We start from the raw sequence: 21,208 nt of genomic DNA on the forward strand, positions 1-21,208 counted from the left end.
GGAGAGGAGGTAGGTGACTACCTTCACTATTATAAAGATCCCAAATGGGTTCTATAAGAGTCCTAACGCTTGCAGTAAAGCCGACTGGTCTAGTTCCCCCACAACTGAACTCGGTGTCGTGGAACGCTCTGGTAACTTTCTGGGGAGACTCTCTAGCGGCTCAATAAATTGCTCTAAGTCCAGCTCCATTGTTTGCCGCACATAGCGATCGAAGGCATCGCTGGGCATGACTGGACCTTCCTGACTGTTCGTGGCTTCCAGTTCCTCAAACGCCAGGGCGGATCTTGCCTGAAACACCTGGACAATTTGGGCGATCGCTTCAGCCGCCACCTGCAATTGCCCTACGGTATCGAGGTCAGTTAACGAGTCCTCCAACACATCTAGGAGCTGTCGAACGTCTGCATCATCAGGCGCGATCGTTGCTTCCTGCAATACGTCCCATAGGGGCAGCTCTAACTGCTCTACTTGTCTCACACTCTCTCCTCAAGGATGTAGGGGACAGGGACGCAAGCCACACAACTCTGGGTCCAGTCGAGTTTGGCTCGCAAACTTCTTGAGCCCATAGCGGTCTTCCAGAACATTCAGCAGTCTCCCCACGTACTGATGCACCTGGCTCGGCACCATCCCCAAGCAATGCACTGGCGGCACGATCGCAATCTTCTCCTGTCCCTGCCAAATTTCTGCCGCGATCGCATGGATGGGCGTATCTGCTCCTGCTTTACGGTAAACCACCAGCACCCCAAACACGGTTTGACTGAGCGGCTCAAACTCAACTGGGATTTGCTCTAACTCACCTTCTTTGCGTTTACGACTGCGGGTTTGATTAATGCGATCGCGGTTTCTAGCATAGGAGCGGCGGCTGTAGCAGACTGCTGGAATCCAGCAGCCATCCCCGTCTGCCCCATGTAAGGCTTGCGCTTGCTCAGCTGACAGCATGGCACACTTACGGCACTTCTCAGGTAGCGATCGCCGCTTGGGTGCTCGGCTGGTATCAGGGGGGACAGGTCTGGGCATAGGGTGACTCACCAACTCCCTTGGTAGTGGAGATCCTAAAGATAGGCTGGGTTAATTGTCTCATATTGTCTGAGGCTCGTCTTATCCCCGATATTGGTCAAATATCTGGGATAAAGATTTACAGACTAAGCATAAATACTTATGCTAAATTGGCTGTTGTTTCCCGTTTTCGTTGCCCTCGTCTCACGCTTAAATCGAAAAAGCAGGGTTCCATACAAAAACAGATGGAGATGAATAGCCATGCCAGATTGAATCTGGAAGGAAGCATTAAAATCTGGCGAAATCTTAACTTTTCCCTTATTTTAAACCAGGGATTTGGAGTTAGGGCGGGGCATCAATGAAACCGAGTCCAGCGATCGTCACTCCGTTCTTCCATTAGTGTGAATAGCACAATAGGATGAATGTCTGGATCTGGGGAGCTTCAATACATATGAATGCTTCAAACTCTTATCAAACGTGGTTATAAGCATGGAACCCATAGATTTAGGTGTACTATCTTCCTTCACAGGAGAACCTGTAGATTTATCAGTTATCCTACAAACCCTACAAAATCGTATTAGTCCACGGCCAGAATTGGTGATCGCCTTACGCCGCCAGGTACTATCCATCAAGCCACACTCACTAGAGATTTATCAAATTCTGGCAGACTGGATTTTACAGATGGGAGAACCCTTGATTGCCTGTGATTTAGTTATCGAAGGGTTACAACAATGGCCCAAGGATTACAAATTACGGCAATATATGGCACTGGCGTTGCTGAATAGCGGTGCGGTACAACGGGCATATCAATTATTATTGCAACTTCAGCAGGAGGATGATCAAAATACCAAGACAATCGCCATGCTGGGTCGTATTTATAAAGATATGGCAAGGCAAACCCAATTACCCGAAGAGAAACAAACTTACTATCGCCTGTCCTATGAACACTATCAGCAAGCTTATGTGCTGGGACAACAGTTGTCAGCCGGGATTGAGGCAGCAACGTTAGTTCTCATTTTGGGTAGCCATCAACAGGCTAATCAACTGGCGCGAGAGGTTGAGAGTGCCTGCCTACAAGAACTGGAAAAAGTTCAAACCGAAAATCAAGACCCCTACTGGTACTATGCAACGCTGGGGGAAGTTGCCTTGATTCAGCAAGATTGGGACAAAGCCCGTCAATGGTACGCCCAAGCCAATCAAGTTGGACAAGGACGACTGGGTATTTTGAGTAGTACTTATCGGAACGCCCGCTTGTTACTGGAATTTCTGGGTAATGACCAGCACGGCATTCTGCAATGCTTCCAGATCCCGTCGGTCGTAGTGTTCGCTGGACATATGATTGATCGTCCTCAGCGATCTCACCCCCGATTTCCAGCTCAGCTTGAACCTTTAGTCAATGAGGCGATTCAGGTACAACTGGAGGTCTTGGGTGCCCGACTGGGCTATTGCTCCGCCGCCAGTGGGTCTGATATTTTGTTTGCAGAATCGTTGCTGGCTAGAGGGGGGGAAGTCCGCATTATCCTACCCTTTGAGAAAGAGGAATTCATTCAAGATTCAGTGGCACCAGCCGGAGCAGAGTGGATCAAGCGATTTGATCGGGTGATTGAACAGGCCACGGAAGTTATCGTCGTTTCTCAGCGTCAGCAGGGGGATCGCAGTCTGGCCTATGAATACTCCAATCAGATTCTGTACGGATTAGCTCAAATGCGCGCAAATCAGCTGGAGACAACCCTAATTCCCCTGGCGGTTTGGAACGGTAAACCAGGCGATGGACCAGGGGGGACAGCGACAATGGTACAGTACTGGCAAAATCAGGGGCATCCGGTACAGATTATTCATCTTGAAGCTTTGCTGCATCAGGTGCAGGTGAACGTGCCGCCGCCCTTCACTCCAAAAGAGCCCTCAACCCTCAAGACAACTGATTCTGTCCTGACCGTAGAGTTGACCCGGGAAATTAGAGCAATGCTATTTGCTGATGTCGTCCAGTTCTCCCAGTTAGGAGAAAATCAAATTGCCGCCTACGTGCAGTATTTTCTGGGTGCAATCGCTCAACTGAGCGCAACATCCTATCAACCCGTTCACAAGAATACATGGGGAGATGCCATCTACTTTGTCTTTGCATCCGTTCAGGAAGCAGGTTGTTTTGCATTACAGTTACAGAAACTGATGCAAGAGACTGCATGGGTCAGTAAAGGTTTACCAGAGAATCTCAGTCTCCGCATTGCCCTGCATGCAGGTCCCGTTTACCGCTGTGTCGATCCGGTGACTAGGCGGATGAATTATGTTGGGTCTCATGTCAATCATGCAGCTCGAATTGAACCAGTGACTCCCCCTGGTCAGGTTTATGCCAGTCAGGCGTTCGCTGCTCTGGTGATTGCAGAAGGAATTACAGAGTTCACCTGTGAGTACGTAGGCAGGGTGCCTTATGCTAAAGGGTATGGAACCTTTCCAACCTATTTTGTTCACCCTCGCCATTAGGGCACTGATGCTGTTCTCGTTTCTTTAGTCTCACGCTTTAATCACCAGAGCCAGAGTCTATTGCTGTGTATTGAGATTGATCGCAATGAAACGTCCAGCCATTCCAGATCCAGTCATTGTGCCGCTAACTGGGGGTAAAGCAATCCCTCCAGTTCCTATCGTCAAAGCGATCGCTCCGACAGACCTACGGCAAACGAAGGTAGATGAGTTTATTGCTGCACGATCGCTCAAGCCCAAAAGTGAGCAAGCCTATCGTCGCGACTTGCAGTATTTTATGGACTGGACATCCCAAGCCTGGGCCAATGTCACCCGACGCCAGATTGCTCAGTTTAAGCAATCCTTGGTAAAGGAGCGCCAGTTAGCGCCCAACTCTGTTAACCGTATTTTGCGGACACTCAAGACCTTTTATAAATGGCTGCTAGAGTCAGAATATGTCACCAGTGATCCCACTACAGGCGTAAAACAGGAGAAAGTTCCAGAAGCCCAATCTCAGGAACTGGAAGATGAAGAGGTGGAGCGAATCTATGCCGCGATCGCAGAGGTTAGTCGAGATTCCATCCGCGATCGCGCCTTGTTCTCTATATTGCTGCATGGATTACGCGCGGAGGAGGCGATCAGCCTCAATATTGAAGATTACGATGGGCAGCAAGTGGTGATTCGGGAAGCGAAGCATGACAGCGTGGGGGAAGTACCCCTAACCCGATCTGCTCGAACAGACTTGGATGCTTATATCCAACAGCGGCAAGAAACCAGCGAACAAGAGCTGTTACCTGAAAGCCCATTATTTGTCTCCAACTCTAATCGCAGTCGAGGCAAGCGCCTCACATATTGGGGAGTACAAGAGGTAATGAACCAGCTTGCAGAACATACTGGCATCAACTTACATGCCCATCGTGGACGGCATACCTTCTGTACGAATCTAATTGTGAAGCTGGAGCTGGATACAGCATTAGCGATGGAGCTATCCCGCCATCGCGATATTCGCAGCTTCAAACGCTATACCAATCGTAAGAACAAATTAGCCGCCAAACGAGCCTTTCTCAAGGCAACTGACCAACTTGATTAAATCCTTTTTAACCAAAACATTTTGGTTAAATTTTTCGATGCTCCAATTTGCTGAAACAGTGATAGCATCAAACCATGTCTTTTGGTTATCTAACTCATGCCAAGATCAAAAGCCGCACAAGCAGCGGAGATCCCTACAAAACTACCTAAAATTTTGGCATTTGCAAATCAGAAAGGTGGAGCTGGAAAATCAACAGGGGCAGTTCACGCTGCTGATTGGTTTACTCAAAAGGGCTATTCCACTCTTCTAGTAGATGCAGACGGTCAGCAAAGCTCATCTGCCTGGGTCAAAGAAATCGGGATTCCTTGCAGAGTGATCAGTAATCCAGAGGAGCTATTTGATGAACTACCGAAGTTAAGCGATCTCTATGATGTTGTCGTTATCGATGGTCCTGGCAATGCCAGTGAGGTTACTAAAGCAGTTTTGATTCGCTCGAATCTTGTCTTAATTCCCTGCCGGGATTCCATGATTGATTTGGCCAGTACTGGCAAGATTGTTCAATTTGTCCGTCAAGCAAGAGAGATTCGAGGTAGTCAGCCAGTAGCTGCTGTTTATTTAAATGCAGTGAAAGACAACACAATTTTACTGCGTGAAGCTCAAGAAGCCTTACAAGGTGGTATTTTGCCACTGTTATTAACAGTGTTACCCGATCGCCAGTGTATTAAAGATGCTCCAGGGCAAGGTAGCACAGTATTTCGAATGAAAGGGGCTTCTCCAAAAGCTGCTGCCAACGCTTATGGCCAACTCCTTACTGAAGCTTTGAAATTATTTGAGGCTGAACTACTATGAGTACCCGTCGCAAACTGAAAGATGCAATCTCTAGCAGTGAGGAATTAAGCTTCGTTTTTGGGAAAGCGAACGTTCAAAAGATTACTCAAGCAGCAGAAGCTACTCAAGAACAGCTGGCTGCACATCAGGACATTCTTTGTACATTTACATTCGTTCCTGACGGCAAACCAGTTCGACACTATTATGATCCAGACGAGTTGCAGCACTGGGCAGTCAATGATATCAAACCAAATGGAATTCGTTCTCCGCTCTGGGTTCGTCCGCATCCTGAGCAAGCTGGTAAATATGAATTAGTTGCGGGGCTACGGCGGCTGAAAGCTGCAGGTATTATCGGGATTGAATCAGTTCCAGTCAAAATATTCAATTGGGACGACCGCACGGCATTTCAAGCAGCGATATCTGAGAACGCAAATCGTCGAGACTTTAGTGCCTTAGAAGAGTTAGACAATACATTACGCCTGCTTGAAATTCAGTTAGGGTACAGCACTGAAGAAGTTGTGAGTTTACTCTATCGTATGAACAACGCGGCTAAAGGGACAACTAACCAAAACGTTTTGGTTAGCCGCGAAGCAGAACTAGCCCAGCAGATATTTGACTCGTTTGGACGTATTACCTGGCAATCCTTTGTGGCTACTCGGCTGCCCTTATTAAAGAAACCACCAGAAATTTTAGATGGTATTCGCCAAGGAAAAATTCATTATACAAAAGGAATTCTGATTGCCAGTCTAAAAGATGCAGGCGAACGGCAAGAACTTCTGGAGGAGGTGATTAGTAAATCGTTAAGCCTCTCAGAAATCAAGCAGCATATTAAAAACCATAGCGATAAGGTAAAGGGCCCTGAACCTCCTAACTTGAGACAACGGCTCAGTCAGACGGTTCAGCTAGCCAAAAAGGATAAGGCACTCTGGAATGATCCAGATAAAACTCAGCAGTTAGAACGGCTGCTCAGCCAATTAGAAACCTTGATCAAAAGCTAGATCTAATCCAATGCTTGACTCAGGCGCCCCTGCTCTTCCCGTAGCCATTGCTTTAATGTTGCTTCCGAAGGAAGAGCAATGAGGTAACGAGAAACAAACAGTTGATTATCCAGACCAGTGGTAGCATATCGGACAGTTTCGGCATCCCGTTCAGCACAAAGAATTAGTCCAACTGGAGGATTTTCATAAGGATACGCAACGTTTTCCCGCAGGTAATTAAGGTAGAAATTCATTTGTCCAGCATAGTCATGCTTAAACTTACCTAGCTTTAGATCGATCGCGATGAGGCACTGAAGAGCTCGATGGTAAAACAGCAGATCTAGAAAATGATGTTCATTTTCAACTGTCATACGATACTGCCGTTCAACAAAACAGAAGTCTCGACCAAGCTCCTGCATGAACTCCTGAAGATGATCGATCAGAGCTTGCTCCAAATCGGTCTCATTATAAACAGGTCGTTCTGCTAGCCCTAAAAATTCGAGGACATAGGGGTCGCGAATCAGATTCTGGGGGCTATCAGTTATCTGCCCCTGCTCCGCTAACGCCAGAACTGCACTTTTATCCTTAGATAATCCAATCCGTTCGTAAAGCATATTATTTATCTGACGCTTCATCTCCCGGAACGACCAATTACTCTTGACCGTTTCTAGCTCATAAAAAGCTCGTTTAAGACGATCGCTAATGCGACATAGCTCTAACAAATGTGACCATGACAGAGTGGCAAAGAGCTTTTGGTAATATTTTGCATCCTGCCACTGCAGAGGAGGCTCAGCTAAAGACCGAGCTTGGAGGGATGGGAATGAAAGAAAACTTACAGGTAAGGCTTCGGCAATATCAATAGATATTGCCGAAGCCTCCAAACTCAATTCACCAGACACTGTCTGGTGAATTGCCGCAGACTCTATTTCAGTTTCAGTAGTTTCTAAACCCAATTCGCCAGACAGTGTCTGGCGAATTACTGCGGGATCTAGTCTGGCAGCAGTGACTAAGTGTGACAGGATAGTGCCCTGAGACAGATGAGCGTACACAAGTGCAAACTGCCTGAAATTTCTTAGGTTACTTACAGCCAAGCCAGAAACACCCTGCTTTTTCAAGTCCTTTGCTAAGTTTTCGATCAACTGAGTGCCATAGACCGCCCGATCAATACCGTTCTGTTCATACTCAACAATGTAAGCTCCTACTAACCAATTGCGAAGAGTAAGTGTTTGATTAATCGCCCGTGCAACAGCGATTTGACTAAAGTGATTGATATGGCTGATTCCAGCTAGAAGGCGACTATATTCCACAGTGATCTAAGTAGTGAGCCTGGATGGAGGCAGTTATAAGTATTTCTCGTGGTTCAGGTAGCGAAATTTAGTTGAATTTTAGCTTTTCAGGGTTAATTTGAAATTGAATGCTAGGTGTTTTTCTTTTACCAGGTAGCTCTTGAGCACCAAGAATATACTCTTCTTGCCTTAACTCCTCGACTGTGCGCCAGAAGATTTGGTTATTTCGCGAGGAATTGCTACCGAATAAGTCAAGATTCTTGAATAAATACTGCTTAGATACTGTTAAATACTGACCATCTTGAGGCGAATCCCACTTCAATCGGCTTGCAAGATAGACCAGCAGTTTTGTCTTATAGTCGTTCTTGGTGTTACTGCCAAGTTTTTGAGTAATATCAACGTCCCCAGCAAATAAGACATAATCTCCTGTACGACCAGGTCCTTCAAAAAATTCTAAAGAAACTGTATATGCATCTGCTAACTCATAAGTATAATCAGCAGCCTTCGCTAAATCGAAGTCTCGTGAGAGGTTTTCTATCTTGTAGCTTCTAATCCGAAGGATACTCTTAATGATAACCTCTGCTCCAATTTTGTTTCCTTCCCTTAAGGACTTAGCTAAAACCAGTTCAACTCGATGTAATGCAACCAAGTCACGATTTAATTGGGAGCGAACCTTAGCGTGAAAACTACCTCCTTTAGACCGTGAGTAGCCTAAACTCTCTAGCAAGTCATTCGAGCGAAACGTAACAACTGGTCCATTGTTCTGCTCAGCTGCAAGCTTATATAGATGCAGCACAATTCCAACCTGCCGGGGGTTGAGAAAGGTCAGGAGTGCCATAAAAAGGCGTTGAATTTTACGATCCTGAATTTTTTCTAGCCCCTTACCGATACCTTGAGCAGCAAGAGCTGCCAGGTCAAGGCTGTCGTACTGTTGTTTCAGTTCCTCCCACTCATCAACTGTTAAATCCTCAAGTGGAACCCGCCGTGTAACTGCAACTTCACCAGCATCATCAGCGTCCGCTTCCACCCGCATCTCTAAGTAATAACCATCACCATCAGAACGCAAGATCGGCAATCTTACATCTGGATTACTGATAGAAGCCGCCGCTCTAGGCAACACCATCAGTAGCTGCCCATCTACTGGGAAAGTTAATTCTTTTTTTGCGGCCATGATGTTATTGCGAAAGTAGGCTTTGGACGAATTCTACTAGATAGTTTAGATTTTGAGTTTAATCATCAGGACAGTGCCTCTCGCTCTATCACTCCCACGTATGTTTTTACGTCTAGTTACTATCACTCCGGCGTATAAATCGTTCTATCACTCCAGCGTACAGCATTTCCCTGCTCCATCACTCCGGCGTATAAATCGTTCTATCACTCCAGCGTAAAACCTTTAAAAGTACTCATAGAACAACCCCTTGTATACAAGCATCTTGGTGCTTTGTTCTATCACTCCAACGTATAGGTTGCTCTATCACTCCAGAGGACGTTCAATTTTTGTTCTATCACTCCGGCGTATGAATCAATCTATCACTCCAGCGTAAATCTGTTCTATCACTCCAGCGTAGAGAAGCCGAATGATAATTTTTGGTATGTTTCACAACGAAAATTTGGAGGTTTAATGGATCGCATCAATGTCTAGCTTTTTGCTCTAGACAGGCTAATACACATTCAAATTCTGTCATTTGGAGGTTGATACATGATGCAGCGGCTCAAAGGTCGTTGTTCAGATAGTTTTTATTTACAGGTCTTGATTACATTTCCCCAGCGCAAATAGGAAACCGGGATAGAGCCTCGCCAAAGTCTCCATTATCCTGGCTTCCTTGGTTTAAGTTGAAGAAACTAGCGTTCTCTCAACTCAAATTTTGTGTATCTGCATAATAGCAGCCCTTAGGGATTGTCATACAAGATTGCCAGAGTTTAAAACTCTGGTTGTTTTTGTTTGGTTTTAAGTTTTGTGTATGGCAACTCTTGGACTGTTAGGTTGCAGTGTTGAGCTATCTGAGCAAGAGGCTACCTATACCGGTTCCATTTAGTTAATGGAACTGATATGTCTGTTTCACAATCAGCAAAAAACTTTCAATATATTAAGGAGTGGGATGATGAATTCCTCTCACTCTTTCCTCATCGCTTCGATTACATCTGGGCAGAGCATCCTGAGCCCAATGCAGAGGTGCAGTGGAAAACAGAAAGTCGTCACCCGTTGAGCGATCGCTTGATTCGACAGGGTGCATACCTCTATGGCGTTCGCTTCGGGGCAGAAACAAACTACGGTCTCCTAGATATTGATCGCGAAAGTCTCTATCACCCTAACAATGATCCACTGGCGATCGCTCGGATCGTGGCAGCTCTAGAACCGCTGGGCCTGGTCAGTTACCTGGTCTGTACCTCTAGCTACAGTGGTGGGCTACATCTCTACCTTCCCTTCCAACAATCTCAAAGCTCCTGGCAGTTGGCAATCGCCCTAGCCTGTTTGCTCGAAAATGCCGGATTCAAACTCCAACCAGGACACCTCGAAGTCTTTCCCAACCCAAAGCCCTACCTGCCAGCGGGCAACTTAAGTTTATTCAATGCCCATCGCCTGCCCTTGCAGATTGGCTCCTACCTTTTAGATGAAGCTTTCCAGCGGATTTGGGGTGACTCCTATACCTTCGTTCAACAATGGCGATTGGCACAACAGCGCAACGACATTGATCAGGTCACCCTTAAACGCATCCTCAAGCAAGCCAAACGCAAACACTTTGGCATCTCAGGCAAAGCTGAGAAGTTCCTCAACGACTTGAACGCGGAAATTGAGTTGGGCTGGACGGGCTATGGGCAAACCAATCACCTGTTAGGCCGCATCACCATGCGCGCTTATATCTTTCACCATGTCCTTTCCGGTGGAGAGCCGTTAGCCGGTCAAAATCTAGTTAATGAAATTGTGGAGACCGCCACCTCGCTCCCTGGCTACCAGGACTGGTGTCGGCATCAGCATGAGATTGAACACCGGGCCGAAGAATGGGCTCGCTGTATTGAGGGCAGCCACTACTACCACTTTGGCGATCACAGTAAGAAACAATCACTGATCGCTCAAGATCCCAATCTCATAGAAGCGATCGAGCAATCCCCCTCTTGGAACCAGCGGCAATCTGCGGCAACAAGAGATCGGATTCGTCAAGCGATCGCTCACTTATTAGAAACTGGTCAACTCCCTGCCAAACCGACCGCTCGATTTCAGAGCCTGTTGAAGTATGGCATTGGCGGTGGATCCTTATATCGTCATCGCGACCTCTGGCATCCCAACTATTTTGAGATGGATACAGAGTCGCCTGTGGAAAACCCCCCGCACCCCCCAAGCGTCAAAATGGATGGCCAGTTAGAACAGCTAGCGCCATCTAACTGGCACAGTCCTCCAAGCTTATTTCCTAGTAGTGGCGGTGATAATCCTCCCAGCAAGGGTTCTAGCCCTCTCAGTCCTGTCAGTTCACTGTCCTTAGCTGGTAATTCTGATTCAGCAGCCCAGTCTCCCTTCGAGCAGCAGGAACTGTTCGACTTCTCAGCCTCGCAAGCCGCCTTCCAAGAAGCCAATCGACTAACTCAGGCTCAGCGTCAGCAAATTAAGGCAGAAGCAGCTGTGCAACGCCAAATTAACCGTATGCAAGAGTATCTCGATTCGGGGGATCCCATTCTGATGGCAGAAGCCTTAGCCTGGGCTCGTATTAATCCAGGGGTGCTTAAGCTGACCCCACTTCAGTTGTCCTTACTAACAGAGGAAGTACGTGACCATTCCAGCCATCATCCTGCAGGCGATCGCCTGGGGTGAGCTCAACCCGACCCAAACGGGATTCCAGCTTGCTACCAGTTCTTATGTACGTTCTGCCCTTTCTTAGGTACAGAACACGGCATTGCGAATGAGGACTGAAGCTGTACCTAAGAACTTAATTTTGTACATAAGATGCTATGCCCAAATCCTCACCCCTCGATCGCCTCCGCCACTCCCTGCACCGTCTCACGCTCCAGCAGGCCAAGCAGCTTTATGCGGAACTGGGCACTCTGATTCAGGATCTAGAACAACAAGCTTCAACCTCACCCACACCAGCGGAATCCAGCCGCCGTGATGTGGTGGATACCAGGCACATCGGTGACTACCTTTACCAACTGGAGCGGGTACGCTGTGGCAAAGCAGGATGTAAGTGTGCAGGAGCGGATGGAGAGCTGCATGGTCCCTATTGGTATGCTTACTGGCGAGAGGACGGCAGGCAGAAAAGCCGTTACATCGGCAAGCGCTTTCGGCTGTTGTCCTGAACTAGCCGCTCAACCTGTTGCATCCCAGCACTCATCAAACACCAGCCGCCGTCATTGCCAAGTGTATTGTTTCAGAGAACTGCCATGACTGCTGGAACGCTAAATTTGGGCGTTATCTACCCTACTTGGCTTTAACAGAGTAGACTCAATCTCTTCTTGGAGTTCTGAAGTCACAAACTCGCTGCGTCTCATGCAATCCAGTAACAGTAGATTGGCATTGTAGTACTGCTGCAAAACTTCTTTTCGTACTGTCTGCCTTGGGTGCATCAATTGATGCAACTCTCTAATCGCTTCAGGGTCAGAAGCTTGAAGCGCTTGAACCAAATGTGAGGCCCAGACTTCTCCCTCGTGTCGCCACCAATCAATAAACAAATTTTGCTGTAGCGAGGACGTTAGATTGTCAAGCTGCAATAATAATTGCTTGATTGACAGAATAGCGGGCAATAGCTGATCAACCAGGTGCTCTTCATAAAATTGGACAAGGGCTGAGACCAAATCATTCGCTAGGGGTTCTTCGGAAACAAGACTTAGACCATCGCATAAGCGCCGATACAAAAAATTAAATTCTAATAAGTCCTCCACCAGAGATTGGTCAATCCCCATCGTCCGTGCCAGTGGGAGTGCCTGGTAATCAACGCTAGCCTGACCACTTTTTCGAAAGGAGGCAACACCGTCGTCAAAATTACATCCTATTAGAGATAAGTACCAGGCTCGCAATGCAGCGGGTTTATAGGGTAAGATTGAGGCCGTTTGCCTGGCCCGATGATCCACATAGACGAGTAGGCATTGCAAATCTATATGGATAGCAAAAATAGACTGAATTTGTTGGTACATCAAGCAAATCAGATCATTGCAGGGAGACTGCATCTCAATCACGAGCAGAAATACTTCGCGCCATTGAGGGTTACAGATTTGCGGCAGCAGTACTTTCCACGCCTGCTCCAAGTAGATTGAGCGAGCAGTGAAATACTCATGATATGTCAGATGGGAAAATGATAGAATTCCAGTTGCACGCTTGACTAAAAGTCCATGATGCGCCGCGATCAATTCAAGCATCGTTTGACTATTGACATACACCTGCGCTGGATTGGATGAACCCACCCCAGATCTCTGGAGATACTGCGATACAATATCCCGAGCCAGCTGTTCCTTAAAGATATATCTAGACTGCTCGAATGTAGTTCGGGCCAGTTCTAACAGTAACTCTATTTTGTTGGCTTTCCCCAGATTGAGGCAAATCTCATCTCGTTGAACATTTCGATACCGATCCCAATCTTCTAGAAGTGCATTAATCCCTTGTTCGTATAGTTGATGCTGAGTTTTTGGCAAGGATTTTAGGTCACGAAAAACGATGCAAGTTAGATTCAGGAGTAAGGGCGTGACAGCCAGCTCTCGAATGGCTCGATGCGGCGGCTGGTTTAGAGCCTCAATTAGATCCTCCGATAGATCAACCTCCAACTCAGCACAGTTCCCTTGTAATGCCTTGAACCACAATCGAATAAAAGATTCTGCTTGCGCCCGGCTGAAATCAGCAACCTCAATCTCCACAAACTTTTCTCTGGAAAACCTATATTTATTTGCGGCCACTCGACACGTGATCAGAAAAGCGTTGCTAGGGTAATAGTTGATCAATCGACTAATTTCCTCTGACACAAGAGCATCATTTAAGCTGATCACCTCATCTAAACCATCCAGTAAAATTAACGCTCTACCTTGCTTGATGATCTCCTGCGCGAGTTCCTTAGGTACGCCCCACCCTACGAGCACAGAGCTAACGAAACTGAACAACTTATCTTGACCGACATCTTGCTGAGCGACTTTTCCAAAATGAGCTAGTTGAACGAAGATAGGTACTTTGTCAGGTTGAAATCGACCGGCCGCACATTGGATGGCTAAATATTTCAGATAAGTTGTCTTGCCGATTCCCGGTTTACCTAGAACCATCAGCCGTTGAAAATTCTCTGCTACATGCCATCCGCTATGGCGTACCGGCTCGTGGCGTTCCAGTCCCAAACGCTCAAGCGCTTCAGTAGAGGGACACGATTGTAGTAGTTCAAACAGCGATCGCCAGCGTTGGTTGATAATTTCTCGCCAAACGTCTGTTGCTGTGTAAATGTCATTGACATCGACGGGTTCTGGAATGCCAAACATCCGAATCTTGCCATATTCTTGCTGGATGTTCTCGTATACCTGCTGACGCACTTGCTGGACTTGAGCGTCAATCTGCAAAGTTGATTGAACCTGAGTCAGTGAACCATATTGTCCGATCAAGGTGGTCAGATGCTTCCGGTTTGTAGAGCGTTGTTTGGATTGCAGCTTCAGGTCAAAGTGGATACCAGCAACTCGCGGCAGATTGCTAACGCCATCAAAAACGGGTTCCAGTACTTCCGCTTCCTGCAGTTTGTCTAGTAGGGGTATGACACCGTTCCTGGCAATTAAGTACCACATTGCCTAAAACCTTTGCTAGGCAGTACTTCCAGGACACGATTTTTCGAGAAAATCATAGATCGGATGACTTTTGGGAGACAACCGGGATGCCAAAGTCAATGGGACGCGGGCAACGATCCATGTCCAGACTGTAACGACCAAACCGATTAATGTGTTGCGTCCAATAAGGACTAAGCGCCGCAATCGTTTCGGGTTCAATCTTCACCCCCTCTTGCATCAGGTCATGCAGGATGCGACTGATCTCAACCACGTTGTAGAAGATCAAACAGTTGGCAACCAAGTGGTTATACTTCACTAACTTGCGCTGCTCATCGCGATTGTTCGTGGCAATCACCCCTTCTCCACCAAAGGCTAACCACTTCAAAAACCCATTGAAGGACTCACTCTTATTGGTTGCAGCCTGAATCACAGCCCGGAGATCCGCGTCATGAATGTAGCGGAGTAGAAATCCTGTTCTGATGGCATAACCTAACTCCTGAAATGCCTGGTAGAGTTTGTTTTTGGAACTATTCGTACCCAACTTCCGCAGAATCGTTGACGCTGAAATCTTGCCTGCTTTAATCGACAGTGTGACTCGCAACAGGTCAGGCAGATGAGTTTTAATCAGATTCCAGTTCACACTGTCAGAGAACAAGGTGTCGATATGGGTGGTGCGAGTTGTGGGATCACTCCGGTAGAACTTGAGATCCTGCCAACTCCGAATCCGTGGCATCAAGGTAATTCCCAGCAAATAGGACAGCCCAAACACCGTGGTACTTTGAGCGTGAGTATCGCCATGAATCGTGTCTGGTTGGATGTTGGACGTATTCTTGAGTAACCCGTCGAGTAAGTAAACCGCCTCAAAAACTCCACACGGAATGAAGTGACTGAACAGGGCAATGTAGGTATCGGAGACATGATAATACCCAATCCCGCCATAACCGCCATAGCGGATGTGATACTCCGCTAACAGATTTTGCTCATACACATCCCACTTGGTGCCATCAACTGAGGCATGCTTGCCAGTGCCCCAGTAGGTGGGCAATGCAAAGCGATTATAGGCGTTGATGACAACCTCGATCGCGGAGTGCAACTTGTGGTCATCAATGTGGCGATGATGAATATCCGCTAACTGTCGCCGATCAAACTCGCTCAGAGAGCGGGCCGTCTGACTGGGACCAATGTTACACCCGTAGCAAAAGGTCGTTGCCAGGTAACGGGCAGCGGGTTGTTTGAGCTTGGCATCATAGCCCGAAATCGGCTTAAACGAGCGGGTCCAGTGCAGCCACAGTTCAGTGTCCGTGAGGACATCCAGCAAATTGACTGGGTTCAGACGTTCACTGATCAGGGCTTTGAGTTTTGCCAGTCCCTTGGGTGGTTGCGGTTTACGGCGATGAATCACCAGCCGGTCTTTCTTGTACTCCACCTCGGTATTGGCTGGGAACGCTTGGTCGGTCGTTTGAATCTGCAATGCCAATTCCTGTTGAACATGGCTGACAAACGCTTGCCCGTCTACTGGCAGGTTCACCAATTGCCCGTAGCCCGACACCGTGGCGTGATAGTCTTCCCAGGAGATCAACTGACTGTAGTAGTCACCATAGGCATCACTCCCGTCAATGTAAAGGTCGCCCGATTTCAATTCCAAGCGAACTTGGGAAAAGACGCAGGCCTCAAAGTGGCGACGATGGATTTGGCTGGGATAAGGGGTGCGGTGCCGTTGCCCAGTCACCAAACCCCACCATTTGCCATCAATCCAACTGAGATCCAACCGTGGCACGGTATGTTCTTCCGGAGTCCCCGCTGCCTTTGTCTTGACTGTACTCACCCATGGACTGCGCCCCGTTCGCTGGTGCATATTCTCATCACTTCGGCAGGGTCAACTCAGTGACTTCGGCACTGGATTCTCACCCAACTTCGGCAGGGTTAATTTCGTCTGCTTCGGCCGGTCAATTTGTTGTAGATCAGATCGCATGTGAGATCACCTTTGCTCCAAACGATAACATGATCCCTCTCTGGCTGAATTAGGCGATGGCATATTCAGCCGTATCGGGTTGAACCGAACTGGTTAACTTTCGCATCGACTCTCCTTTGAGAGACAGTCTCAGCGCATCGTGAACAATGCGGTCGAGCATAGCATCAGCCAGGGTGGGGTCTTGGATTTGTTGATGCCACTGAGAAACGGGGAGTTGGGTCGCAAACAAACAAGCCGCTTTGCGATAGCGTTCGTCCAACAGATCGAGTAGATCGCGTGCCTGTTCCTGGGAGAGAGGATCGCGCAACCAGTCATCGAGGATGAGCAGGTTGAAGGTGGCTAATTGTCGTTTCCACTTAGGCAATGATCCATCTGCTTTGGCAAGTTTTAATTCCAACAAGAGGTCTGCGGTTCTGAAGTAGCGCACACTGTGTCCCTGCTGACAGAAGGCGTCTGCCAACACCGAAGCCAGGAAGGTTTTGCCCACACCTGTGGGTCCGACAAGGATCAATTGAAGGTGTTGGTGTAACCATTGTCCCTGTGCCAACTCCAGAAACTTCACCTTGCTCAAGCCACGAGCGACGTTAAAGTCAATGTCATTCAAACTGGCAGTGGTCGTCAGTTGAGCTTGCTTGATGCGGCGTTGCAACCGTTGCTGGGCACGTCGCCAGTGCTCACGTTCCACCAACAGTGCTAGTCGTTCATCGAAACTGAGATCGTGATAAGTGCTGCTGGTCTGTTGCTCACTCCAGGCTTCGAGCATCCCGACCAGGCGCAAGGCTTTGAGTTGTTCAATCGTAGACGGATTCATCATGAGAATTGATCCAATGAGAAATAGTTAGGAATAGTACTGAGCACCCCGGACGTTTGCATGTTCAACAACCGGAACGACTGGATTGTCATCCGCCAAGGGTTCTTTGTCCAACTGGGTTTGCAGCATGGAGCGGATGCGACGCAAACTGACAATGCCAAACACATTCGCCCGATGACAAGCCGCTTCCAGCCGCGCCGTGCCATACTGCGTTGCTAGAGACTGCAAACCTCGCACGGTACGAAACGCCTGCTCTTCATGGTCTTTGCGTTCAAACATTGCCTCCACCTGGCTTGTCGTGTGGCGTCCGACCTGTTGCGCCCAGGCTAAAAAGCGTTCTTTCGACTGGCGTTTGTAGGCCCAATGTTCAGGCGGCATATGGTCGGGTAGCGTCGTGTGGCGATGGGGCAGGCGGCAGCGTTCGTGGGCAGCAATCCGCTTGCCATCGTGAAAGATTTCGACCATTTGCTCAGACACCTTGACTCGCACTTCGTGCTGCACAAACCAATAGGGGACGGAGTAATAGTGCTTTTCGACCTCAATGTGATAGTCCAGGTTGACCTTCGCTGTCTTCCAGTGGGCAAACGTGAAGGGTTGAACCGGTAAAGGAGAGAGGGCAGGTTGGTCTACTTGCTCAAACAATACCCGTCGCGACACCCCATAACCGGGCATCGTCCGCTCATTTAACGCCTTCAGCCTCTGGGCAATAGCAGCATTAAGGTCGCTCAGTGTGCTGAATTGCTCGTGCCGCAACGGTGCCAGCACTTGTCGTTCTACCTCCTGCACTGCCTTTTCGACCTTGGCTTTGTCACGCGGTTTGTACGGTCGAGCCGGAATAATGGCGACCCCATAGTGCTCGGCGAACTCCTGGTAACTCGGATTAATGCCCGGTTCATACCGACAAGGGTCGGTGACCCCGGACTTGAGGTTATCCGGCACAATGCACTGCGGCACACCACCGAAAAACGCTAGTGCCCGCTGGTGCGACCCAATCCAGTGCGGTAATTCCTGCGTAGGTGTAGCTTCGGCGTAGGTGTAGTTGCTCGCTCCCAAACAGGCGACAAAGATTTGGGCTGCCATCACTTGTCCGGTTTCCTTGTCCTGCATGGGCACCGTCAGCCCGCAGTAGTCCACAAATAGCTTGTCACCTCCCTTGTACACCTGCCGCATCGACAACTGGTGCCGCACCCGCCACTGGTTGTACCAGCGGCAAAAAGTGGCGTAGCTACAGTTCCATTGTCCTTTGTCCAGTCCCTCCTGCCACAGCAGAGCTAGCGTCACGCCTTTATGCTGTAATTGGGCATCTACCGCACTAAAGTCAATCGGTTCCGCCCGCTGTTCGGGGTTCTGTCTTCCTTTGCCCAGCGCCGCTTGCGCCTCACTGTCACTCAACTGGGTCAACTCGGTATAACTCAGGTTCTTGGCAGTGGCGCGACGAATGTAATCTTGCACGGTTGAGCGTGCCACCGCACAGCTTTGGGCGATCTGGCACTGGCTATAGCCCAGATCGTGAAGTCGCAAGATCTCTCGAAATTTTGCCACAGGCAGTAATCCTCCTTGTTGCTTCCGTTTCATATCCCCGCTACCTCCGCTTGTCGTTGACAGCGAGTGTAAAGGGGGTGCCGAAGTTTGTGAGAATTACCTGCCGAAGTTCGTTGGGAATGGGGTGCCGAGGTTTGTGAGAATCACCCGCCGAAGTTCAGTGAGAATCACCTGCCGAACTTTGTGCGATTTTGCACAATGTCAAGCCCGTTTCATCTGCAAACTCCTGCAGTTTGAGCTTCCACAACCGATTGCGATAACCATTACTTCCCCCACAGTCTGCCGTAATTAACAGATGCTTGCTGCGGCGATATTGGGCTTGTCCGAGGTGCTGCCACCAGCAGCGAATCGATTCAACCGCAAACTCTGCAGTGTCATGGTCAATGCCAACATTCACCCACCCTTGGTTATGAGTCAGGTCATAAATGCCATAGGGAATGGCTTTACCCTGGGCTTTGTCAGGAAAATCATGGGTCTTGACAGCAGTTGGTTCACCTTTCGGTTGCCATTCCTGTCCCCCATTTTTGAATTGACCCAGGTTCTCCTTCTTCTTGGTATTAATCGAGATCACCGGACGGTGCTGCCGTTGAAACACTTCCACCTGCCGAGCAATGTGGTTAAACTGGCTATCTCGGTCCGGATGTTGCTTGCCTTCCTGGGTCTTGCGGTTGCTCTGCAACGAGTAGCCCATTTCTACCAACAGCGTGTACACCGTCATGGCACAAATGGTATACCCTTGCTCCTGCAAAGCATCTGCCAATTGATTGACACTCTTGCACGTCCAGCGCAAAGGACATTCGGGTTCTCCTCGAGTGGTGGGTTCGACTAAACGGTCCAACGCTTCTAAAATCAGAGGGTCTCGCGCTTCGACTCGTTTGCGTCCACCTCCCGCTTGGCGAATGTGTTCAGACGTAAGCAACTCTGTTGATTCACCACCCAATTCTTTGAGTCCTGCACGAATCGTATTTTGGCTCAGTCCAGTGGCACGATGGAGGGCAACGATGCCACCGTACCCCAACGCTTCTGCTTCCGTTGCAGCCCATAACCGACGGCTACGCTCATTCAAGAAGGGGCTAAGGTGTTGATATTTATGTTCAATTTGCTTGACTACTGAATCAGGAACCATGGTGCAACTAGAACGCCACTCTATCTAGCCTAACGATTTCACCCAGGGGAAAAGGGGAAAGTTACGCAACTTATTTTTATAAGAGTCCTTACCCTCCGTCCTGAAGCGCAGTACAAAGCACTGCAAACCGCTAGACAGCAAGCGGCTACGCTAGACTATCAAACAGAATATGCCCGTCGGGCTGGAATTGAAGGAACACTTTCAGAGGGGGTGCGTGCTCATGGTCTACGACGCGCTCGATATGTTGGGCTAGCCAAAACCCATCTGCAACATCTGATGACGGCAACAGCCATCAACTTTAAGCGAATTTTCAACTGGTTATCCGATCTACCACGGGCTGCAACTCGAACTTCTCGGTTTGTAAAACTAATGGCTCAGTTAGATTAAGTAATATTTCGCCACCAGCATCAAAAGTTGGGAAGAGCCCATCTGCATTGTCGTTTAATAAGTAATTGGTTGTATTGAGTCGCAACGGACGGTCAGTGTAAAGACAACAACAGAGAAACGCTATTTCCTCATGAGTTTACCGCTGAGTGCACAACGATTTATTGAAGTTGTGCGAGGTCATTGAGGGATTGAGAATCAATTGCATTGGGTATTAGATGTCGCGTTTCGCGAAGACGGCTCGAAGGTTGCGCTCCTGAAAATTTAGCGGTACTTCAACTTGGGAAGCTGCAGTGTTCTGGGGAGCTATCCAGAATGTCTAATTTCACAGGTTTAGCAGAATCGGGGATTTCTGCATTGCTTAGTAAAGTACTCCAGTCTGATAAATAGCTACTACGTTTCTCGATCAACTGGGTTACTGTGTCATAAAAGACAACGCTCTCAATGCCCTCTTGCCCTGTATAAGTATTGTCGTAGACAAGATAATCTGGCTTGTTAGAAACGATCAGTGTACTTGGAAGCACTCGTTGAATCTGTCCAGTTAGCTCAGGATTTCTGGATGGCTTGTAAGGATCGCATAGGATTGAGAAATACCAACTATATTGTTTACCCACTTCTAAAGCTTTGCCTCTGTTTAGAAGAGTTAATCCAGCAATCATCCCACTTGAATTCTGAGGTAACTGGGCGTAAATAGGCTCTTGAAACAAATGTCTGCCTTCATCTAACAAGACAAACTCTACTGATTGGATGGAGTTCTGGTAGGGAGGAAGATAGAACCAGAAAGTTGGATAGTCCTGAACAGTTGATGCCACTTTTTTCCTAGAGCCGAGGGCTGACTTCAACTTTTTCTCAGGAGCAAGGGCTACTATAGATGTAAATTCTTCCGTCGCACAAGGACCTCGTCGTACCCCTCCTTTACTTCTAAAACTACTCTTGCTGTTCGAGCAGAAAAAGATAAAGTAACAACTGGCTTCGGCAGGTGGTACCCACGTCACGAAACTGGATAGAAAAAAAGTAATGCTATATAGAAAAATACTAATCCAGGCAATTAACTGAGTATAAAATGACTTGAAATGAAGCATATCTAAACT

15 protein-coding genes and 2 pseudogenes are annotated in these 21,208 nt (G+C 48.1%); 7 read left to right on the top strand and 10 right to left on the bottom strand.

The genetic code is table 11. The annotated features are described in order from the left end of the window. Positions 1–51: 51 nt before the first annotated feature. Positions 52–474, bottom strand: coding sequence for a hypothetical protein (locus ACN4EK_RS05815; protein WP_431656561.1), 423 nt, complete (start codon positions 472–474; stop codon positions 52–54). A gap of 9 nt (positions 475–483) precedes the next feature. After that, positions 484–1,014, bottom strand: a complete 531-nt coding sequence (locus ACN4EK_RS05820; RefSeq protein WP_431656562.1) for a hypothetical protein — start codon at positions 1,012–1,014, stop codon at positions 484–486. A 468-nt stretch (positions 1,015–1,482) separates the two neighbouring features. Between ACN4EK_RS05820 and ACN4EK_RS05825 the strand changes: the two genes are divergently transcribed. From ACN4EK_RS05825 to ACN4EK_RS05840, 4 genes are all read left to right on the top strand, one after another. Then, the gene (locus ACN4EK_RS05825) at positions 1,483–3,471 is read left to right on the top strand and encodes a TRAFs-binding domain-containing protein (protein ID WP_431656563.1); all 1,989 of its coding nucleotides are present in this window, start codon (positions 1,483–1,485) and stop codon (positions 3,469–3,471) included. Between the two features lie 85 nt (positions 3,472–3,556). Further along, positions 3,557–4,537: a tyrosine-type recombinase/integrase gene (locus ACN4EK_RS05830; RefSeq protein ID WP_431656564.1), complete on the top strand. Its 981-nt coding sequence runs from the start codon at positions 3,557–3,559 to the stop codon at positions 4,535–4,537. Between the two features lie 96 nt (positions 4,538–4,633). Continuing rightward, positions 4,634–5,326: an AAA family ATPase gene (locus ACN4EK_RS05835; RefSeq protein ID WP_431656566.1), complete on the top strand. Its 693-nt coding sequence runs from the start codon at positions 4,634–4,636 to the stop codon at positions 5,324–5,326. Further along, the gene (locus ACN4EK_RS05840; RefSeq protein WP_431656567.1) at positions 5,323–6,303 is read left to right on the top strand and encodes a ParB/RepB/Spo0J family partition protein; all 981 of its coding nucleotides are present in this window, start codon (positions 5,323–5,325) and stop codon (positions 6,301–6,303) included. Before ACN4EK_RS05835 ends, ACN4EK_RS05840 begins: the two co-directional genes overlap by 4 nt. A gap of 2 nt (positions 6,304–6,305) precedes the next feature. Here ACN4EK_RS05840 and ACN4EK_RS05845 read toward each other — a convergent pair whose 3' ends face one another. Together ACN4EK_RS05845 and ACN4EK_RS05850 are read right to left on the bottom strand one after the other, a co-directional pair. Next, a complete protein-coding gene (locus tag ACN4EK_RS05845) occupies positions 6,306–7,589 on the bottom strand; it encodes a PDDEXK nuclease domain-containing protein (protein WP_431656569.1) in 1,284 nt (427 codons plus the stop codon). Between the two features lie 67 nt (positions 7,590–7,656). Next, on the bottom strand, positions 7,657–8,739 hold the full coding sequence (locus ACN4EK_RS05850) for a hypothetical protein (RefSeq protein WP_431656570.1): 1,083 nt from the start codon (positions 8,737–8,739) through the stop codon (positions 7,657–7,659). Between the two features lie 879 nt (positions 8,740–9,618). Here ACN4EK_RS05850 and ACN4EK_RS05855 point away from each other — a divergent pair. Both ACN4EK_RS05855 and ACN4EK_RS05860 read left to right on the top strand, forming a co-directional pair. Beyond that, entirely contained in the window at positions 9,619–11,373 is a 1,755-nt protein-coding gene (locus ACN4EK_RS05855; RefSeq protein WP_431656571.1) for a hypothetical protein, read from the top strand. A gap of 137 nt (positions 11,374–11,510) precedes the next feature. Continuing rightward, a complete protein-coding gene (locus ACN4EK_RS05860) occupies positions 11,511–11,855 on the top strand; it encodes a DUF6788 family protein (RefSeq protein WP_431656573.1) in 345 nt (114 codons plus the stop codon). A 99-nt stretch (positions 11,856–11,954) separates the two neighbouring features. Here ACN4EK_RS05860 and ACN4EK_RS05865 read toward each other — a convergent pair whose 3' ends face one another. The 5 genes and pseudogenes from ACN4EK_RS05865 to ACN4EK_RS05885 form a co-directional block, all read right to left on the bottom strand. Then, positions 11,955–14,006 (bottom strand): NACHT domain-containing protein, encoded by a 2,052-nt coding sequence (locus tag ACN4EK_RS05865; protein WP_431656574.1) that lies wholly within the window; start codon positions 14,004–14,006, stop codon positions 11,955–11,957. 349 nt (positions 14,007–14,355) lie between these two features. After that, complete coding sequence (locus ACN4EK_RS05870; RefSeq protein WP_431656576.1) at positions 14,356–16,107, bottom strand: transposase; 1,752 nt, start codon at positions 16,105–16,107, stop codon at positions 14,356–14,358. Between the two features lie 196 nt (positions 16,108–16,303). Further along, positions 16,304–17,068, bottom strand: a complete 765-nt coding sequence (gene istB / locus ACN4EK_RS05875; protein ID WP_431656493.1) for an IS21-like element helper ATPase IstB — start codon at positions 17,066–17,068, stop codon at positions 16,304–16,306. Positions 17,069–17,092: 24 nt separating this feature from the next. Continuing rightward, the gene (istA, locus tag ACN4EK_RS05880) at positions 17,093–18,640 is read right to left on the bottom strand and encodes an IS21 family transposase (RefSeq protein WP_431656492.1); all 1,548 of its coding nucleotides are present in this window, start codon (positions 18,638–18,640) and stop codon (positions 17,093–17,095) included. A gap of 163 nt (positions 18,641–18,803) precedes the next feature. Continuing rightward, positions 18,804–19,733 (bottom strand): annotated as a pseudogene (locus ACN4EK_RS05885) (ISAzo13 family transposase); the annotation flags it as partial. Between the two features lie 81 nt (positions 19,734–19,814). Here ACN4EK_RS05885 and ACN4EK_RS05890 point away from each other — a divergent pair. Further along, positions 19,815–20,120 (top strand): annotated as a pseudogene (locus tag ACN4EK_RS05890) (transposase); the annotation flags it as partial. Between the two features lie 272 nt (positions 20,121–20,392). Here the strand turns inward: ACN4EK_RS05890 and ACN4EK_RS05895 are convergent. After that, positions 20,393–21,199, bottom strand: a complete 807-nt coding sequence (locus ACN4EK_RS05895) for a DUF928 domain-containing protein (protein WP_431656577.1) — start codon at positions 21,197–21,199, stop codon at positions 20,393–20,395. Positions 21,200–21,208: the final 9 nt, after the last annotated feature.

The organism is Pantanalinema rosaneae CENA516 (assembly GCF_050753385.1).
Classification (GTDB): Bacteria; Cyanobacteriota; Cyanobacteriia; order Leptolyngbyales; family Leptolyngbyaceae; genus Pantanalinema; species Pantanalinema rosaneae.